The following is a 15,719-nucleotide window of genomic DNA, read 5'->3' on the forward strand; positions in this document are numbered from 1 at the left end:
GGGTAGGGATATAAGCCCCGCACCGTCGGATAACAGCCGGTGGCCCCAATTGATCGTTGCCGCATCCAAGTTCGGCAGGAAGAATTGAGGTCCGCTCCCCGCACGGCTCGTGCGTGATCAGGTTGGGCTCTGCTGCGGTGCGCGGTCCCCCGAATCCGACCTCGCCCACAGTATGGGCGCGTAGCCGAAGGGAGGAACGTGACCTTCGGATTCGCCTCGTCCTCGGCGGCCTCGTTGTCGACGTCAGCGTCCGCCGCTTCCGCCAGTCGCCTGCTCGAGCCGGCCGAATGGGCCGCCGCCGGAATCCCTCTGCTGCGCAACCCCCGTGAGGTCGTCAGCGGACTGCACGCCCGCCATGGACCGAGGCCTTCCACGGCGATCGTGGCAGTGCTCGGTCCGGACGAGCGGCTGTGCGCCAGCGCGTCGTTCACGCGTCGCCCGTCCCCGGCCGACGGCTGGATGTTCCGCAACGCGCTGCTCGCACAGCTGCGCCGGGTCATTCCGCACGACCTGCGCCGCCGCACCCCGGTGCGCACGGCGATACTCGTCTACTGCCGTGAGGGCGACGCGCGTTGGACGGAGGTGGACGGCGCCTGGATGTGGGGCCTGCGTGACGCCTGCACACTGCACGGGCTGCGGTGCGGGGCGTACATCACGCTGACCCACGACGGCTGGCACGTGCTCGGCGAGGGGCGCAGCGGCCGCCGCCCCAACGCCGACTCCGCACCGGAGCCCCTCGCCATGTCCGAGGCCCCGCCGCTCGCGCCGCGCACCGGCGGACCGGTCTCCGAGGTCCTGCGCCGCGCGGCGGCCCGCTGAGGGACGCGGCAGCAGTCAGGCCTTCCGCCCGACCGTCTTCCGCGCCCCGGGCAGGGCCGCACGGACAGCCAGCCGACCACCCGCCGCACGGATGGCCGGGAGGCCGCGCGACGAGGCCCGTGCCGCGCCGGGAAGCGCAATCTCCTGCCGACACCGGGCCGACACCCGTGCCGCGCCCAGCGATCGCACGAGGGGGCGAGACCGGCTCCCCGAGTGCCCACGGCATGACTGTGCGGGCGGCTCTCTCGGAGGCCGGTCCCACCAGGCACAGGATCGTCATCCAAGATCGACCCTCTGCCTGACGACCGCTGCTCCGCACCCGGCGCTTCGGCGTCTCGCCGGGAAGCCGCCCCGTGATCGGAACGGCAGCCGGCCGTCCGGACATGCCGAAGGGCACGCCGTGCGGCTACCGCCGGAGCGGCTAGTCGCCGCCCCGGGCCGCCCCGAGGTGCGGGACGCGGCTCAGACGCCGGTGCCCAGCACCGAGTTGATCTGCTGCGGGTCGCCGCAGACGATCAGCAGGGCGCCGGCCCGGGCGTGGGCCAACGGAAGGGCAGCGGCGGCAGCGGAAGCGGGGCCTCCGTTGACGGCCACGACGACCACGGGGCGGGACGCGGCGCGGGAGACGGTGGCGGCGTCCGCGTAGAAGACGTCGTCACCGGCATCGTGCTGCGCCCAGTAGGAAGCTTCACCGAAGGACAACTCGTGCTCCGCCCACGGGTGCTGGGACCCGGTGGTGAGCACGAGTACGTCCCCGGGGGCACGACCCGACTCCAGCAGCAGGTCCACCGCCTCCTCGGCGGCGTCGAGCGCACCCTCGGCCGAGGCCGGGATCAGCTGGATCTGCGGGGTGGCCGGCGTAGCGGCGGGAGCGGTCGGACCCGACGGGCCCGGCTTGGCCGGAGCCACGTCACGCGGCGTGCGCTGCACCGGCGGCGCGGGCCGCGGGGGGCCGGGGCGACCGGGGCGGGACGGAGCCGCGGGGCGGGGGCCGGGTACGGGGCGGGGGGTCGGCGCGGTACGGCCGCTGGCCGGAGTGGCGCGGGGACCCTGGGCACTCTCGTGAATCTGAGGCTCCTCGGGAATGAGAGGCATGAGCTGATATTTATCAAACATTGGTGCGGTGCGGGTGACCGGGTGGCACATCAGTGCGAGCGGAACCGTCAGAAGTCGAAGCCGAGCTGACCCTCGATTTCCGGAACACTTCCGTCCGCCCAGCTGCGGACCTTCTTGAGATGCCGCCACTGGGGCAACGCATCAAGATACGCCCACGACAAGCGGTGGTGCGGGGTGGGCCCCCACTCCTCCAGTGCGGCCTTGTGCACGGGCGACGGATACCCGGCGTTGTCCGCAAAACCGAAGTCTGCATGGTCGATACCCAGTTCGGCCATCATTTTGTCGCGCTGGACCTTGGCTATCACCGACGCCGCGGCGACGGCCACACACGACCGATCGCCCTTGATCACCGTGCGCACCTTCCAGGGGGCGCCGAGGTAGTCGTGCTTTCCGTCGAGGATCACGGCGTCGGGACATACCGGCAGGGCGTCCAGGGCGCGGACGGCGGCGAGCCGCAGCGCGGCCGTCATCCCCAGGTCGTCGATCTCCCCGGGGGAAGCATGCCCCAGCGCATAGGCCGTCACCCACGTCTGCAGGATCCCGGCCAGTTCCGTGCGCCGTCTGATCGTCAGCAGCTTGGAGTCGGTCAGCCCCTCCGGCGGACGGCGGAGCCCGGTGATCGCGGCGCAGACGGTGACAGGTCCGGCCCAGGCGCCGCGCCCCACCTCGTCGACACCGGCAATGACCTTGGCTCCGGTCGTGGCGCGCAGGGAGCGCTCGACGGTGTGAGTAGGTGGTTCGTACGGCATGGCGCACTTAGCGTACGCCGCCGGGATCGTCACCCGACACCCCGGTCGCCCGACCGCCGTGGAGGTCGCCGACGTGCGGGCTCAGCCTCCGTAGGGCCGGAGCAGCGGGAGCATCAGCTGGTCGATCATCTCTTCGAGATCCTGGTCGCTCCATTCGCTAGTGCACATCTTGGAGCGGTACATCATCATGGCCGGGATGACGTCGAAGACATAGCTGTTGGCCGCGTCCGACCGCACCTCTCCCCGCTTTATTCCGCGGACGATGACCTCACTGAGAAGCTTGACGGTCGGCTCGACCACCCCTCCGACAATCACCTCCTGGAAACGCTCCGCCTGGCTTTGATCGCACTCGTGAATCACCGAGCGCAGCGCCACACCAGGGCGCGAGTACAAGATCTGCCGAACCTGACGGCACAGGGTGAGGAGGTCCTCGCGTACGCTGCCGAGGTCCGGGGCGGTCTCGACCCGAGGCAGTCCCGCCACCAGCGCGTCCGCGACGAGGTCCTCCTTGGAGGGCCAGCGGCGATACACCGCGGCCTTGCCGGTCTGGGCGCCGGCCGCGACGCCCTCCATGGTCAGCCCTTTCCAGCCGACCTCACCGAGCTGCTCCAGTGCGGCGTCGAGGATCGCGCGCTCCAGCACCACGCCGCGCCGACGGGGGGTGGCCGCCGGGGCGGGAGCGGCCGTCCAGCGCGAGGTAACCATCTGTGTCTCTCCAGCGTGCAAGGGAAGCGGGGATTACGGGGCGGGTGGCGCCGCGCTGCAGCAACAGGGGGACGCGAGGCGGGGCGCGGGATTAAGTGAACGCTTGCGTTCACTGTCGAGGACTCACTACCGTGGACGCGACAGTGAACGCGAGCGTTCACTAACGCCTTTATGGGGGACCCATAGTGACGACCTCTCAGCTGCTTCAGGAACCAAAACCGGGCGTGGCCCGCCGGGAGGGGCATCCCGGCATCGCACTCACCGTCATCGCGGCCTGCCAACTCATGGTGGTACTCGACGCGACGATTGTGAACATCGCGCTCCCGCACATTCAAGACGCACTCAAGTTCAGCACCACGGACCTCACTTGGGTGGTCAGCGCCTACACGCTCACCTTCGGCGGCCTGCTGCTGCTCGGTGCGCGAGCCGGTGACATCCTCGGCCGCCGCCGGGTGTTCATGACCGGCATCCTGCTGTTCACCTTCGCCTCGCTGCTGGGCGGTCTCGCCCAGGAACCCTGGCAGCTGCTGGCCGCCCGGTCCCTGCAGGGCGTGGGCGGCGCGATAGCCTCGCCCACATCGCTGGCCCTGATCACCACGACCTTCCCCGAAGGCCCGGAACGCAACCGGGCCTTCGGTGTGTTCGCCTCCGTCTCCGCGGGCGGCGGCGCCATCGGTCTGCTGGCGGGCGGCATGCTCACCGACTGGCTCGACTGGCGGTGGGTGCTGTTCGTGAACGTGCCGATCGGCGTGCTGATCGCGTCGCTCGCGCCGCTGTACATCAACGAGTCCCAGCGGCATCCGGGCCGCTTCGACATCACCGGCGCGCTGACCTCGACGGCGGGCATGGCCTTGCTGGTCTACGGGTTCATCCGTGCCTCGGAGAACGGCTGGCGGGACGGCCTCACCCTCGGCTCGTTCGGCGCGGCCGTGGTGCTGTTGCTCGGCTTCGTCCTCACCGAGATGCGGGCGAAGGAACCGATCACCCCGCTCAGGATGTTCGCGGACCGCAACCGCTGGGGCACGTACGTGATCATGCTGAGCCTCGCCGCGGCGATGTTCGGCATGTTCTTCTACATCGTGCTGTTCGTGCAGAACGTACTCGGCTACAGCGCCATCAAGGCCGGCCTGGCCTTCCTCCCCGTGACGGTCGCGATCGCGGTCGGCGCGGGCCTGTCCCAGCGCTTCCTTCCGAGACTCGGCCCCAAGCCGTTCATGATGGCCGGCTCGGCGCTCGTGGTGATCGGGCTGGTGTGGCAGACCTTCATCCGGCCGGACAGCTCCTACCTCGGCGGAGTGCTCGGGCCGATGCTGGTGTTCGGCTTCGGCATGGGACTGAACTTCGTGACGGCCACCGTCACCGCGGTGTCCGGCGTCGCCCCGCACGAGGCGGGTGCGGCCTCCGGGCTCCTCAACGCCATGCAGCAGGTGGGTGGTTCGCTCGGACTGTCCATCCTGACCACCGTGTTCGGGACGGCGGCAAAGGACGAGACGAAGAAGCAGCTCCCGAAATTCCTCGCCAACGGTTCGCCGGAGCAGCAGGCCCACTTCGCCACAACGCACCAGTTGCCCGCCCCCTGGGGGCATGACGTGCTCGCCCACGGCATCTCGACCGCGTTCGTGCCGGCTGCCGCGATGGCCGGTGTCGCGTTCGTCACCGCCTGGGTGGTGATCAGGGTCCGCAAGAGCGACCTCGACTCCCTCGCCGGCGTGGCGGGTCCGGGCATCGGCTGATCCGCGGGCCGCACCAGGCCGCGGCCGGCTGGACTGCCGCCAGGGGACGGACAGCCCCCGCGGCGGTCCGGCCGACCGCACCACGCCCGCCAGCGCCCGCACCAGAACAAGAACCAGAACCAGAACGGTAGCCAGCACCAGAGCAGGCATCGCGCGTGCCATCTCCCCGCCTCCCTCCGACCGGCGCCCTTCCGCGCGTCCGCCGCCCTCGCATCCGAAAGCCGCGATGTACGGCAGACAGGGGAGGAACGGACAGTGGTCACGGAGAGTTCCCGGCGGATACGAAGAGTTTCTGCCGATTCGGTCCCGTGGTCCGGCCTCTCAGGACCCTGTCGGCACCCAGTCCGGCAGTGCCTCGGCGCGTTCGGCCCACTCGGCGGGCGGAGCCCCTGCCTTGCCCGAGGCGAGCACACCGCCCACGATCGCGCAGGTCGTGTCCACGTCGCCGCCCACCCCGGCCGTCGTCCAGAAGGCCGCCTCGTAGTCACCGAGGTGCCGTGCGGCGGCCCAGAGTGCGAAGGGCACGGTGTCGTGGGCGGTCGTACGCCGTCCGCATCCCAGCACGGCAGCGACGGTGCCCGCGTCACCGTAGTCGAGCATGTCCCGGGCACGCCGCAGTCCCTGGCCGACGGCGCTCTTCGGCACCAGGGCGACGACGCCGTCGAGGAGTGACTCGGGGCTGGGCGGGCCGTCCGGTGAACCGGCCAGTGCCGCCGCGGCGGCCACGGCCATGGCGCCGACGACGGCTTCACGGTGCTGGTGGGTGGGGTAGGCCGAGATCTCCGCCTGGTGAGTCGCCTGCTCCGGGTCGTCCGCGTACCAGGCGCCCAGGGGGGCGATCCGCATCGCCGCGCCGTTGCCCCAGGACCCCTGTCCGCTGAACAGGCCGGCGGCCAGCTCACGCCAGTCCCCGCCCTCCCGCACGAGCCTCAGCAGGCGGTTGACGGCAGGGCCGTAGCCCCGGTCGAAGTCGTGGTGCCCGGCGAAGGAGCGGGCCAGCGCGTCCTGGTCGATGCGCTGGTGGGCGGCGAGTACGGCGACCACGGAGCAGGCCATCTCGGTGTCGTCCGTCCACTGCCAGGGGCCCGGGGGAAGCTCGCGTCGCTTCAGCAGGGGGTAGTGCGCCGGAACGAAGAACTGGGAGCCCAGGGCGTCCCCCACGGCCAGTCCGCGCAGGCTCGCCAGGGCGCGCTCCAGGCGCACGGAGGAAGAGGAGTCAGCGGTCATCGCTCTGCCACTCTATCCGTTCACCCAGAACGGCACCGGCTCCCGCCAGCGGTCGAAGGGCCGGTCGAGTGTGTACTTGCCGTCCTCTCCGAGGACGAGCATCCGCATCTCAGCGTTCCCGGGGTTCGACAGCGACTCGAATTCCGCGACCGTCCAGTGGAACCAGCGCATACAGAACAGCCGCATCGCGAGCCCGTGCGTCACCAGGAGAACGTTCGGCGGATGGTCCGGGTCCTCGAAGCTGCGGAACAGGCTCTCCAGGAAGCCGCCGACCCGGTCGTACACGTCGGCGCCGGACTCGCCCTGCGGGAACCGGAAGAAGAAGTGGCCGTACGCGTCGCGGTAGGCCTTCTGCAGGCGCACGTCGTCGCGGTCCTGCCAGTTGCCCCAGTCCTGTTCACGGAGCCTCGGCTCCTCCCGGACGCGTATGAGGTCGGGGGCGAGGTGGAAGGCGCGGAGCGTGTCGTGCGTCCGGCGGTACGGCGAGACGTACACGCTCACGCGTTCCCGGCCGAAGAGTTCCCGGAGCTTCTTGCCGGTCTCCTCGGCCTGCCGCCAGCCGCGCTCGGTCAGCGCGAGAGCGTGGTCGGGTTCGCGCTCGTACACGGAGTCGTCGATGTTGCCCGTTGACTCGCCGTGCCGGACAAGGACGATGCGCCGTGGTCGTGCCATGCCAAAACCCTAGATCGAACGGGGGGAGGTCGAGCACTCGTACGGGCCCCATACGGCGTAGGTCACACGAAACCCGCGTCTCGGGCCGCTCCCGGACACAGTGTGCACACCTTCAGGGAGGAGTGTCTGCTCTTCAAACGCGCCTCCGTCGCCAAACGCACCTCCGTCGCCAAAGGCACCTCCTCGCCAAACGCACCCCCTCCGGGGTCTCAGACCGTCCAGGACGGCTCCATCTCCACGATGTCACCGGAGAGCGCCGCGACGTCGGCCTCGGTCTGAGCGCGCAGCGCGAGGCGCTCCACGCGCTCGGTGCGGTACTTGCCGTGCTCGGCCGCAGACCTCCACATCGACAGGACCAGGAACTCCTGCTCGGGTGCCTCGGCGAACATCCCGCGGATCATCCCGGGCGAACCGGCCATCGCGGGGTTCCAGACCTTCTCCTGCATGAGCGTGAAGTGCTCGACGCGCTCCTCGTGGACCCGGCACAGGGCCACGCGGATCAGGTCGGTGTCGGTGAACCGCGGCTCGAAACCCGTCTTCACATCGAAGCGGTACTCGAAAAGCTTGGCCTGGGCGTCCTTGAACGTGCCGGACTGGGCAGCCGCCAGACGGTCGTGGGAGCGGGCCATGAAGGAGTCGTAGAAGGCGCGGCTCTCCCAGAAGGCGAAGATGTGCGCCACGCCCGGCCGCTGCCGGCTCCAGCCCCCACCCTGCCCCCGAAAACCCGGCTCCCCCAGAAGCCCCGCCCATTTCCGCTGCCCCCGCTCGAAACCGCGGCGGTCCACCACGGTGCAGCGAATCCACTTGACCAGCACCGCGCCATCGTAAGGCCACCGGGCGTGGCGTCGGTCACGCTCCGGCGGAGATCACCCGCGCATGTGGCCCGCACGCGTGGCACGATGAACAAGAAGCCCTGACTACAGACGAGTTGGGGACTGAGGCCACCACCCGGGGGAAGGGGAAGCCTGTTGACCGGCTTCAGCAAGGGAATCAGCAAGGTCGAGGTCGGGCTCCAGTGGGACCCCAGTCCTGCGGGCCGGCCGCCCACCGATCTCGACCTCGTCGCCGCGCCGTTCCTGTCGGGCGACCCGTACGGGGCCCCGGCCTATCTCGTGCACTTCGACAACCGCTCACCGGACGGCACGATCTTCCTCAACCGGGACAGCACGGACGGCAGGGGTTTCGGCTGGGACGAGGTCATGACGCTGGAACTGGACCGACTCGACGCCCGGTACGCGCGCGTGGTGGTCGGTGTCGTCATCCAACAGCGGTCCGGGCACAAGACGTTCGTCGACGTGCTGAATCCGGCCATGCGCATCCGGGAGGACCGCTACACCGTGCTCGCCGAGGACGACTTCGGCTCGGTCCCCGGGGCGACGGCGGCCACGATCGCCGAATTCGTCCGTGACGGCTCCGGGGAGTGGACCTTCCGTCCGGGCGTGCACGGCTTCGAGGAGGATCCCGCGACCTTCACCCGGGTCATGGGCAGGGCCCACTAGCGGTAAGGGGCGCCGGCCATTGCCGGCGCCCCTTACTTCACTTCAGAAACCGCGCGTCATCAGCTGCAGCCGCTGGTCGAGCCGCAGCCCTCGCAGATGTAGCAGGAACCGGCCCGCTGCATCTTCGTACCGCAGGAGAAGCACAGCGGGGCGTCGGCCTGGATGCCCAGCTGCATCTCCACCAGCTCGGCGCTGGTGTGGGCCTGCTTCGGGGCGGACTTGGCCGCCTCGGCCTCGGCCTTCGGCGCGGCGACCGCCTTCAGCTCCTGGGTGCGCGGCGCCGACTGGGCCAGGCCCTCGACGTCGACCTCGTCGTCCGCCGGTTCGTAGGAACCGGTCTCCAGGTGCCGCTGACGCTCCTCGGCGGAGTGGATGCCGAGCGCGGAGCGGGTCTCGAAGGGCAGGAAGTCCAGCGCCAGGCGGCGGAAGATGTAGTCGACGATCGACTGCGCCATCCGCACGTCCGGGTCGTCGGTCATACCGGCCGGCTCGAAGCGCATGTTGGTGAACTTCGAGACGTACGTCTCCAGCGGCACGCCGTACTGCAGACCGACGGAGACCGCGATGGAGAAGGCGTCCATCATGCCCGCGAGGGTCGAGCCCTGCTTGGACATCTTCAGGAAGACCTCGCCGAGACCGTCGTCCGGGTAGGAGTTGGCGGTCATGTAGCCCTCGGCGCCACCGACCGTGAAGGACGTGGTGATCCCCGGACGGCCCTTGGGGAGGCGCTTGCGGACCGGGCGGTACTCGACGACCTTCTCGACCGTCTCGCGGATGGTCGCCTCGGCCTTCTCCGTGACCTCGGCCTTCTCCTTCTCCTTGGTCTTCGCGGAGAGCGGCTGGCCGACCTTGCAGTTGTCGCGGTAGATCGCGAGCGCCTTGACGCCCAGCTTCCAGGCCTCGAAGTAGATCTCCTCGACCTCCTCGACGGAAGCCGTCTCCGGCATGTTGACCGTCTTGGAGATGGCGCCGGAGATCCACGGCTGGATCGCGGCCATCATGCGGACGTGGCCCATCGGGGAGATGGCGCGCTCGCCCATGGCGCAGTCGAACACCTCGTAGTGCTCGTGCCTGAGGCCGGGGGCGTCGATCACATTGCCGTTCTCGGCGATGTGGGCGACGATCGCCTCGATCTGCTCCTCCTGGTAGCCCAGGCGGCGCAGGGCCTGCGGGACGGTGCCGTTGACGATCTGCATCGAGCCGCCGCCGACCAGCTTCTTGAACTTCACCAGCGCGAGGTCGGGCTCGACACCGGTGGTGTCGCAGGACATCGCGAGGCCGATGGTGCCGGTCGGGGCCAGCACGGACGCCTGGGAGTTACGGAAACCGTTCTTCTCGCCCAGACGGACGACGTCCTGCCAGGCCTCCGTCGCGGCGGCCCACACCGGGGTGTCCAGGTCGTCCATGCGCACGGCCGTGCCGTTGGCGTCGGCGTGCTGCTTCATGACGCGGTTGTGGGCGTCGGCGTTGCGGGCGTAACCGTCGTAGGTGCCGACGACCGAGGCCAGCTCGGCGGAGCGGCGGTAGGCCGTACCCGTCATCAGGGAGGTGATGGCACCGGCCAGGGCGCGGCCGCCGTCGGAGTCGTAGGCGTGGCCGGTGGCCATCAGCAGGGCGCCGAGGTTGGCGTAGCCGATACCGAGCTGGCGGAAGGCGCGCGTGTTCTCGCCGATCTTCTGGGTCGGGAAGTCCGCGAAGCAGATCGAGATGTCCATCGCGGTGATGACCAGCTCGACGACCTTCTGGAAGCGCTCGGTCTCGAAGGACTGGTTGCCCTTGCCGTCGTCCTTCAGGAACTTCATCAGGTTCAGCGAGGCCAGGTTGCAGGACGTGTTGTCCAGGTGCATGTACTCGCTGCACGGGTTCGACGCGGTGATCCGGCCGGACTCGGGGCAGGTGTGCCAGTTGTTGATGGTGTCGTCGTACTGGATGCCGGGGTCGGCGCAGGCCCAGGCGGCCTCGGCGATCTTGCGGAAGAGGGACTTGGCGTCGACCTCCTCGATGACCTCACCGGTCATCCGGGCGCGCAGGCCGAACTGGCCGCCGTCCTCGACCGCCTTCATGAACTCGTCGTTCACGCGGACCGAGTTGTTGGCGTTCTGGTACTGGACGGAGGTGATGTCGTCGCCGCCCAGGTCCATGTCGAAGCCCGCGTCGCGCAGGACGCGGATCTTCTCCTCTTCCTTGACCTTGGTCTCGATGAAGTCCTCGATGTCGGGGTGGTCGACGTCGAGCACGACCATCTTGGCGGCGCGGCGGGTGGCGCCACCGGACTTGATGGTGCCGGCGGAGGCGTCGGCGCCGCGCATGAAGGAGACCGGACCGGAGGCGTTGCCGCCGGAGGACAGCAGCTCCTTGGAGGAGCGGATGCGGGAGAGGTTCAGGCCGGCGCCGGAGCCGCCCTTGAAGATCATGCCCTCTTCCTTGTACCAGTCGAGGATCGACTCCATGGAGTCGTCGACGGACAGGATGAAGCAGGCGGACACCTGCTGGGGCTGCGACGTGCCCACGTTGAACCAGACGGGGCTGTTGAAGCTGAAGATCTGGTGCAGGAGGGCGTACGCCAGCTCGTGCTCGAAGATCTCCGCGTCGGCGGGCGAGGAGAAGTACCTGTGGTCCTCGCCGGCCTTCCGGTACGTCTTCACGATGCGGTCGATCAGCTGCTTGAGGCTGGTCTCACGCTGCGGGGTGCCGACGGCACCGCGGAAGTACTTGCTGGTGACGATGTTGACCGCGTTCACCGACCAGAAGTCGGGGAACTCGACGCCACGCTGCTCGAAGTTGACCGAGCCGTCGCGCCAGTTGGTCATGACGACGTCACGGCTCGCCCACTCCACCTCGTCGTACGGGTGTACGCCAGGGGTGGTGTGGACGCGCTCGATGCGCAGCCCCTTGGTGACCTTGGTGCCCTTGGCTCGGGAACCTCGCGCCGGACCGCTCGCCGTCTCTGTCATGCCGCCTCCCTGTACGGGCGAAAACGCCCTGAAGTGCCCCGTTTGTTCCCGTGGCACGGTGTTCTGTCTTGTGTTGCGGGCACCCTCAGCCGCCGCCCGCAACAGGTCTTTGGTCGCCGCCTCCCGGCCGGAACCCGGGCTTCTTCCCGGTTTCCGTCCCTCCGGTCAGTCGGCGGCGTGGGCGGGCACGGGGACCTGAGTGGTCCCGCCGGGCCCGCGATCGTCTTCCTGGCTCCCCGCTCCGGAGTCGTCCTCGTCCGCGACGGGGCCCCGCGTCGCCTCCCTCAGCTCCGCGATGGCGGCCTCGAAGTCCTCGAGCGAGTCGAACGCCCGGTAGACGGAGGCGAATCGCAGATAGGCGACGAGGTCGAGTTCCTGCAACGGGCCGAGTATGGCCAGCCCCACGTCGTGGGTGGTCAGCTCGGCGCCTCCGGTGGCCCGCAGCGCCTCCTCGACCCGCTGGCCGAGCTGGGCGAGTGCGTCCTCGGTGACCGGCCGCCCCTGGCACGCCTTGCGCACACCGTTGATGACCTTGGCGCGGCTGAAAGGCTCCGTGACCCCCGACCGCTTGATCACCATGAGCGAGCACGTCTCCACGGTCGTGAAACGACGGGAGCAGTCAGGGCACTGACGGCGTCTGCGGATCGATGTCCCGTCGTCGGTCGTACGACTGTCGACCACGCGGCTGTCGGGGTGCCTGCAGAAGGGGCAGTGCATGATCTCCAACCCTCCTCACAGCAGACTCAACAACCTCACCGGACCTCATGTGCCCCGCGAAGCAGCCCTAAGCATAGGCGATCGCAGAGCCACTTCAGACCCGGGGGACCACAACTTGTGGGCTGCCGTAGCCATCCAACCACTACATGTGGGGATTGGCTCATACACCGAGGCGAACTCGCGTGTCGCCAGGGGAGCGCGGGGGCGTCCGCGCAACAGGTGACCGCCGGGACACGCGGACGCAGAGCCGTATCACTGTGACGTTTACGGGGATACCGTGGGCGCCGCACGGAGGACGCGTGGGACTCCGGCGCAGAAGGGATCCGGAGCCCGGACGGCCGGGTTTCGGATGACAGACTGGGGTGACGACCCACGAGGTCGGCAACCCCGGCGGTGAAGAGTACGACAATGGGCATCTTTGCCCGCCAGGTGGCGCGTCAGCAATACACCCAGACACGCGATCGCGTCAGGTGAATCGCACTTTTTCACTCGAACGTGTGTTTGGCGCAACCTTTCGAAACCATCTACCGTTGTGCAGCAGGGAGACCATCGAGAGGGGCCGACGTGACCACCACCGCAGACAGTGCCACCATCACCGCCCAGGACCGCTCCCAGGGCCGAGTCGAGCCGGTACACGTGATGAACGAAGCCACGAATCCAGAGGGGCACAAGCGCTCCCTGCCTGGCCGACCTCCAGGAATCCGGGCGGACAGCTCCGGACTCACCGACCGGCAGCGTCGCGTGATCGAAGTCATCCGTGACTCCGTCCAGCGGCGCGGGTACCCGCCGTCGATGCGGGAGATCGGCCAGGCCGTCGGCCTCTCGAGCACCTCGTCGGTCGCACATCAGCTCATGGCCCTGGAGCGCAAGGGCTTCCTGCGCCGCGACCCGCACCGCCCGCGCGCTTACGAGGTGCGCGGCTCCGACCAGGCCGTGACCGTGCAGCCCACGGACACCGCCGGCAAGCCCGCCGCGTCCTACGTCCCGCTGGTCGGCCGTATCGCCGCCGGTGGCCCCATCCTCGCGGAGGAGTCCGTCGAGGACGTCTTCCCTCTCCCCCGCCAGCTCGTCGGCGACGGTGAACTGTTCGTCCTCAAGGTCGTCGGCGACTCCATGATCGAAGCCGCGATCTGCGACGGCGACTGGGTCACCGTGCGCCGTCAGCCGGTCGCCGAGAACGGCGACATCGTGGCGGCCATGCTCGACGGCGAAGCCACTGTCAAGCGCTTCAAGCGCGAGGACGGCCATGTCTGGCTCCTCCCGCACAACGCGGCCTACGAGCCGATCCCGGGCGACGACGCGACCATCCTGGGCAAGGTCGTCGCGGTGCTGCGGCGCGTGTGACGCCCGCGGCGGGCGGGCCACACGGCTGCTCGCTCCCTGACCGGGCCCCGGAGCCCCTGCGCCGGTTCCGGGGCCCTGCCGCATCCAGGGCCACCCCAGCGCCTTTGCCGCCGGGGTGGCCCTCGGCGCATTTCCAGCGCTGGGTGGCCTGACCGGCGCCGGTCAGGCCCCAGCGATCACTTCGCCCCCGCTCGCTCCGCTTCCGTCTCCTTGGCCGCCGCGTCGATCGCCGCAAGCGACTTACGCACCTGGTTACGGTCCGTCGTGTACCAGAAGTCCGGCAGTGACGCCTTGAGATAGCCGCCGTACCGTGCGGTGGCCAGTCGCTGATCCAGTACGGCGACCACGCCCCGGTCCCCCGACGCGCGGACGAGCCGGCCGGCGCCCTGGGCCATGAGCAGGGCCGCGTGTGTGGCGGCCACCGCCATGAAGCCGTTGCCGCCGGCCTCCTCCACCGCCTTCTGCCGGGCACTCATCAGGGGATCGTCGGGACGGGGGAACGGGATCTTGTCCATGACGACCAGCTGGCTGCTGGGTCCGGGGACGTCCACTCCCTGCCACAGGGACAGCGTGCCGAACAGGCAGGTCTTCGGGTCGGCCGCGAAGTTCTTGATCAGCTCACCGAGGGTCTCCTCACCCTGGAGCAGGATCGGGAACTCGGGGATCCGGGAGCGCAGCTCCTCCGCCGCGAGCTGCGCCGCCCGCATGGACGAGAAGAGCCCGAGGGTGCGGCCGCCGGCGGCCTGGATGAGGTCGGTCAGCTCGTCGAGCATGTCGGAGCGCTCACCGTCACGCGCGGGGCGTGCGAGATGCTTGGCGACGTAGAGGATGCCCTGCCTGCGGTAGTCGAAGGGCGAGCCGACGTCGACGCCCTTCCACTGCGGCAGGTCCTCGCCCTCGACGCCCTCGGGGCCGAGCCCCAGGGAGGCGCCGACGCCGTTGAAGTCGCCGCCCAGCTTGAGGGTCGCGGAGGTGAGGACGACGGCGCGGTCGGCGAAGAGCTTCTCTCTGAGCAGGCCCGAGACCGACATGGGAGCGATCCGCAGGGACGCGCCGAAGCGGTCGTGCCGCTCGTACCAGACGACGTCCCACTCCGAGCCGTTCAGGACCCGCTCGGCCACGTCGTGGACCGTCTCCACCGAGGCGAGCGCCTGCTTGCGCACCGCGTCCTCGTCCTGCACCGACTTGTCGCGGGTCGAGCCGAGCGCGGTGATGACCGTGCGGGCGGCGTCCCGCAGTGCCATGAGGGCGTAGCCGAGGTCTTCCGGAATCTCCTCCAGGCGGCCCGGCAGAGCCAGCTCCATCAGCCGCTCGAAGCCCTCGGCGGCGGTCTGGAGCTGATCGGCGGCCTTCTCGTTGACGAGCTTGGCGGCTCGGCGCACCGCGCGGTTGACCTGGCCGGGTGTGAGCTCGCCGGTCGCGACGCCGGTGACCCTCGAGACGAGTTCGTGGGCCTCGTCCACGATCAGCACCTCGTGCTGCGGCAGCACCGGCGCGCCCTCGATGGCATCGATGGCCAGCAGTGCGTGGTTCGTGACCACGACGTCGGCGAGCTTCGCACGCTCGCGGGCCATCTCGGCGAAGCACTCGGCGCCGTACGCGCACTTCGACGCGCCAAGGCACTCCCGCGACGAGACCGACACCTGCGCCCAGGCCCGGTCCGACACGCCCGGAGTGAGATCGTCGCGGTCGCCGGTCTCGGTCTCGTCCGACCAGTCGCGCAGCCGCAGGAGGTCCTGGCCCAGCTTGCTGGTCGGCGCTGCGGCCTCGAACTGGTCGAAGAGGCCGTCCTCCTCGTCCTGCGGCATGCCCTCGTGCAGACGGTGCAGGCAGAGATAGTTCGACCGGCCCTTGAGCATCGCGAACTCCGGGCGGCGGCGCAGCAGCGGGTGCAGGGCGTCGACCGTGCGTGGCAGGTCGCGTTCCACGAGCTGGCGCTGCAGCGCGAGGGTGGCCGTGGCGACGACCACCCGTTCCCCGTGCGCGAGCGCCGGCACGAGATAGCCGAGCGACTTGCCGGTGCCGGTGCCGGCCTGGACGAGCAGGTGGGATCCGTCGTCGATCGCCTCGGCGACCGCTTCGGCCATGGTCACCTGGCCGGGGCGCTCCGTACCGCCGACAGCTGTGACGGCGGCGTGCAGGAGTTCGGGGAGTGAGGGCTTCGTCATAGCCCGACCAGCCTAC

General features: G+C 69.6%; 13 protein-coding genes. 4 read left to right on the top strand and 9 right to left on the bottom strand.

What is annotated here, in order from left to right:
• Positions 1-198 precede the first annotated feature (198 nt).
• The gene (locus ACZ7GZ_RS16740) at positions 199-819 is read left to right on the top strand and encodes a hypothetical protein (protein ID WP_471024735.1); all 621 of its coding nucleotides are present in this window, start codon (positions 199-201) and stop codon (positions 817-819) included.
• Between the two features lie 462 nt (positions 820-1,281).
• Here the strand turns inward: ACZ7GZ_RS16740 and ACZ7GZ_RS16745 are convergent, their stop codons facing one another.
• The 3 genes from ACZ7GZ_RS16745 to ACZ7GZ_RS16755 form a co-directional block, all read right to left on the bottom strand.
• Positions 1,282-1,914 carry a hypothetical protein gene (locus tag ACZ7GZ_RS16745; protein ID WP_471024737.1) on the bottom strand — a complete coding sequence of 211 codons (633 nt, stop codon included), beginning with the start codon at positions 1,912-1,914 and terminating at the stop codon, positions 1,282-1,284.
• A 68-nt stretch (positions 1,915-1,982) separates the two neighbouring features.
• Positions 1,983-2,684, bottom strand: a complete 702-nt coding sequence (locus ACZ7GZ_RS16750; RefSeq protein WP_471024738.1) for a ribonuclease HII — start codon at positions 2,682-2,684, stop codon at positions 1,983-1,985.
• An 81-nt stretch (positions 2,685-2,765) separates the two neighbouring features.
• A complete protein-coding gene (locus ACZ7GZ_RS16755; protein WP_471024739.1) occupies positions 2,766-3,389 on the bottom strand; it encodes a TetR/AcrR family transcriptional regulator in 624 nt (207 codons plus the stop codon).
• 185 nt (positions 3,390-3,574) lie between these two features.
• Between ACZ7GZ_RS16755 and ACZ7GZ_RS16760 the strand changes: the two genes are divergently transcribed.
• Positions 3,575-5,122, top strand: coding sequence for an MFS transporter (locus ACZ7GZ_RS16760; RefSeq protein ID WP_471024741.1), 1,548 nt, complete (start codon positions 3,575-3,577; stop codon positions 5,120-5,122).
• Positions 5,123-5,443: 321 nt separating this feature from the next.
• Here the strand turns inward: ACZ7GZ_RS16760 and ACZ7GZ_RS16765 are convergent, their stop codons facing one another.
• The 3 genes from ACZ7GZ_RS16765 to ACZ7GZ_RS16775 all read right to left on the bottom strand — a co-directional run bounded on the left by ACZ7GZ_RS16765 (position 5,444) and on the right by ACZ7GZ_RS16775 (position 7,836).
• Positions 5,444-6,349, bottom strand: coding sequence for an ADP-ribosylglycohydrolase family protein (locus tag ACZ7GZ_RS16765; RefSeq protein WP_471024743.1), 906 nt, complete (start codon positions 6,347-6,349; stop codon positions 5,444-5,446).
• A gap of 12 nt (positions 6,350-6,361) precedes the next feature.
• Positions 6,362-7,021, bottom strand: coding sequence for a histidine phosphatase family protein (locus ACZ7GZ_RS16770; RefSeq protein ID WP_471024745.1), 660 nt, complete (start codon positions 7,019-7,021; stop codon positions 6,362-6,364).
• A 209-nt stretch (positions 7,022-7,230) separates the two neighbouring features.
• Positions 7,231-7,836 carry a YdbC family protein gene (locus ACZ7GZ_RS16775; protein WP_471024747.1) on the bottom strand — a complete coding sequence of 202 codons (606 nt, stop codon included), beginning with the start codon at positions 7,834-7,836 and terminating at the stop codon, positions 7,231-7,233.
• A 153-nt stretch (positions 7,837-7,989) separates the two neighbouring features.
• Here ACZ7GZ_RS16775 and ACZ7GZ_RS16780 point away from each other — a divergent pair, with 153 nt between their 5' ends.
• Positions 7,990-8,520 (top strand): TerD family protein, encoded by a 531-nt coding sequence (locus tag ACZ7GZ_RS16780; RefSeq protein WP_471024748.1) that lies wholly within the window; start codon positions 7,990-7,992, stop codon positions 8,518-8,520.
• Between the two features lie 59 nt (positions 8,521-8,579).
• On the opposite strand, the gene ACZ7GZ_RS16785 is transcribed toward ACZ7GZ_RS16780, so the two are convergent.
• Complete coding sequence (locus ACZ7GZ_RS16785) at positions 8,580-11,474, bottom strand: vitamin B12-dependent ribonucleotide reductase (protein ID WP_471024749.1); 2,895 nt, start codon at positions 11,472-11,474, stop codon at positions 8,580-8,582.
• A gap of 165 nt (positions 11,475-11,639) precedes the next feature.
• Positions 11,640-12,191 carry a transcriptional regulator NrdR gene (nrdR, locus tag ACZ7GZ_RS16790; RefSeq protein ID WP_471024751.1) on the bottom strand — a complete coding sequence of 184 codons (552 nt, stop codon included), beginning with the start codon at positions 12,189-12,191 and terminating at the stop codon, positions 11,640-11,642.
• Positions 12,192-12,755: 564 nt separating this feature from the next.
• On the opposite strand from nrdR, the gene lexA reads away from it, so the two are divergent.
• Positions 12,756-13,535 carry a transcriptional repressor LexA gene (gene lexA, locus ACZ7GZ_RS16795; RefSeq protein WP_055710152.1) on the top strand — a complete coding sequence of 260 codons (780 nt, stop codon included), beginning with the start codon at positions 12,756-12,758 and terminating at the stop codon, positions 13,533-13,535.
• 176 nt (positions 13,536-13,711) lie between these two features.
• Here the strand turns inward: lexA and ACZ7GZ_RS16800 are convergent, their stop codons facing one another.
• The gene (locus ACZ7GZ_RS16800; RefSeq protein WP_471024753.1) at positions 13,712-15,703 is read right to left on the bottom strand and encodes an ATP-dependent DNA helicase; all 1,992 of its coding nucleotides are present in this window, start codon (positions 15,701-15,703) and stop codon (positions 13,712-13,714) included.
• Positions 15,704-15,719: the final 16 nt, after the last annotated feature.

The sequence above is a fragment of the Streptomyces sp. NPDC037288 genome (assembly GCF_055603265.1).

Excerpts from the sequence above, each read along its gene's own strand:
- ACZ7GZ_RS16750 (WP_471024738.1), bottom strand. The coding sequence starts at position 2,684 with ATGCCGTACGAACCACCTACTCACACCGTCGAGCGCTCCCTGCGCGCC.
- ACZ7GZ_RS16755 (WP_471024739.1), bottom strand. The coding sequence starts at position 3,389 with ATGGTTACCTCGCGCTGGACGGCCGCTCCCGCCCCGGCGGCCACCCCC.
- ACZ7GZ_RS16785 (WP_471024749.1), bottom strand. The coding sequence starts at position 11,474 with ATGACAGAGACGGCGAGCGGTCCGGCGCGAGGTTCCCGAGCCAAGGGC.
- ACZ7GZ_RS16745 (WP_471024737.1), bottom strand. The coding sequence starts at position 1,914 with ATGCCTCTCATTCCCGAGGAGCCTCAGATTCACGAGAGTGCCCAGGGT.
- ACZ7GZ_RS16765 (WP_471024743.1), bottom strand. The coding sequence starts at position 6,349 with ATGACCGCTGACTCCTCTTCCTCCGTGCGCCTGGAGCGCGCCCTGGCG.
- ACZ7GZ_RS16800 (WP_471024753.1), bottom strand. The coding sequence starts at position 15,703 with ATGACGAAGCCCTCACTCCCCGAACTCCTGCACGCCGCCGTCACAGCT.
- ACZ7GZ_RS16770 (WP_471024745.1), bottom strand. The coding sequence starts at position 7,021 with ATGGCACGACCACGGCGCATCGTCCTTGTCCGGCACGGCGAGTCAACG.
- nrdR (WP_471024751.1), bottom strand. The coding sequence starts at position 12,191 with ATGCACTGCCCCTTCTGCAGGCACCCCGACAGCCGCGTGGTCGACAGT.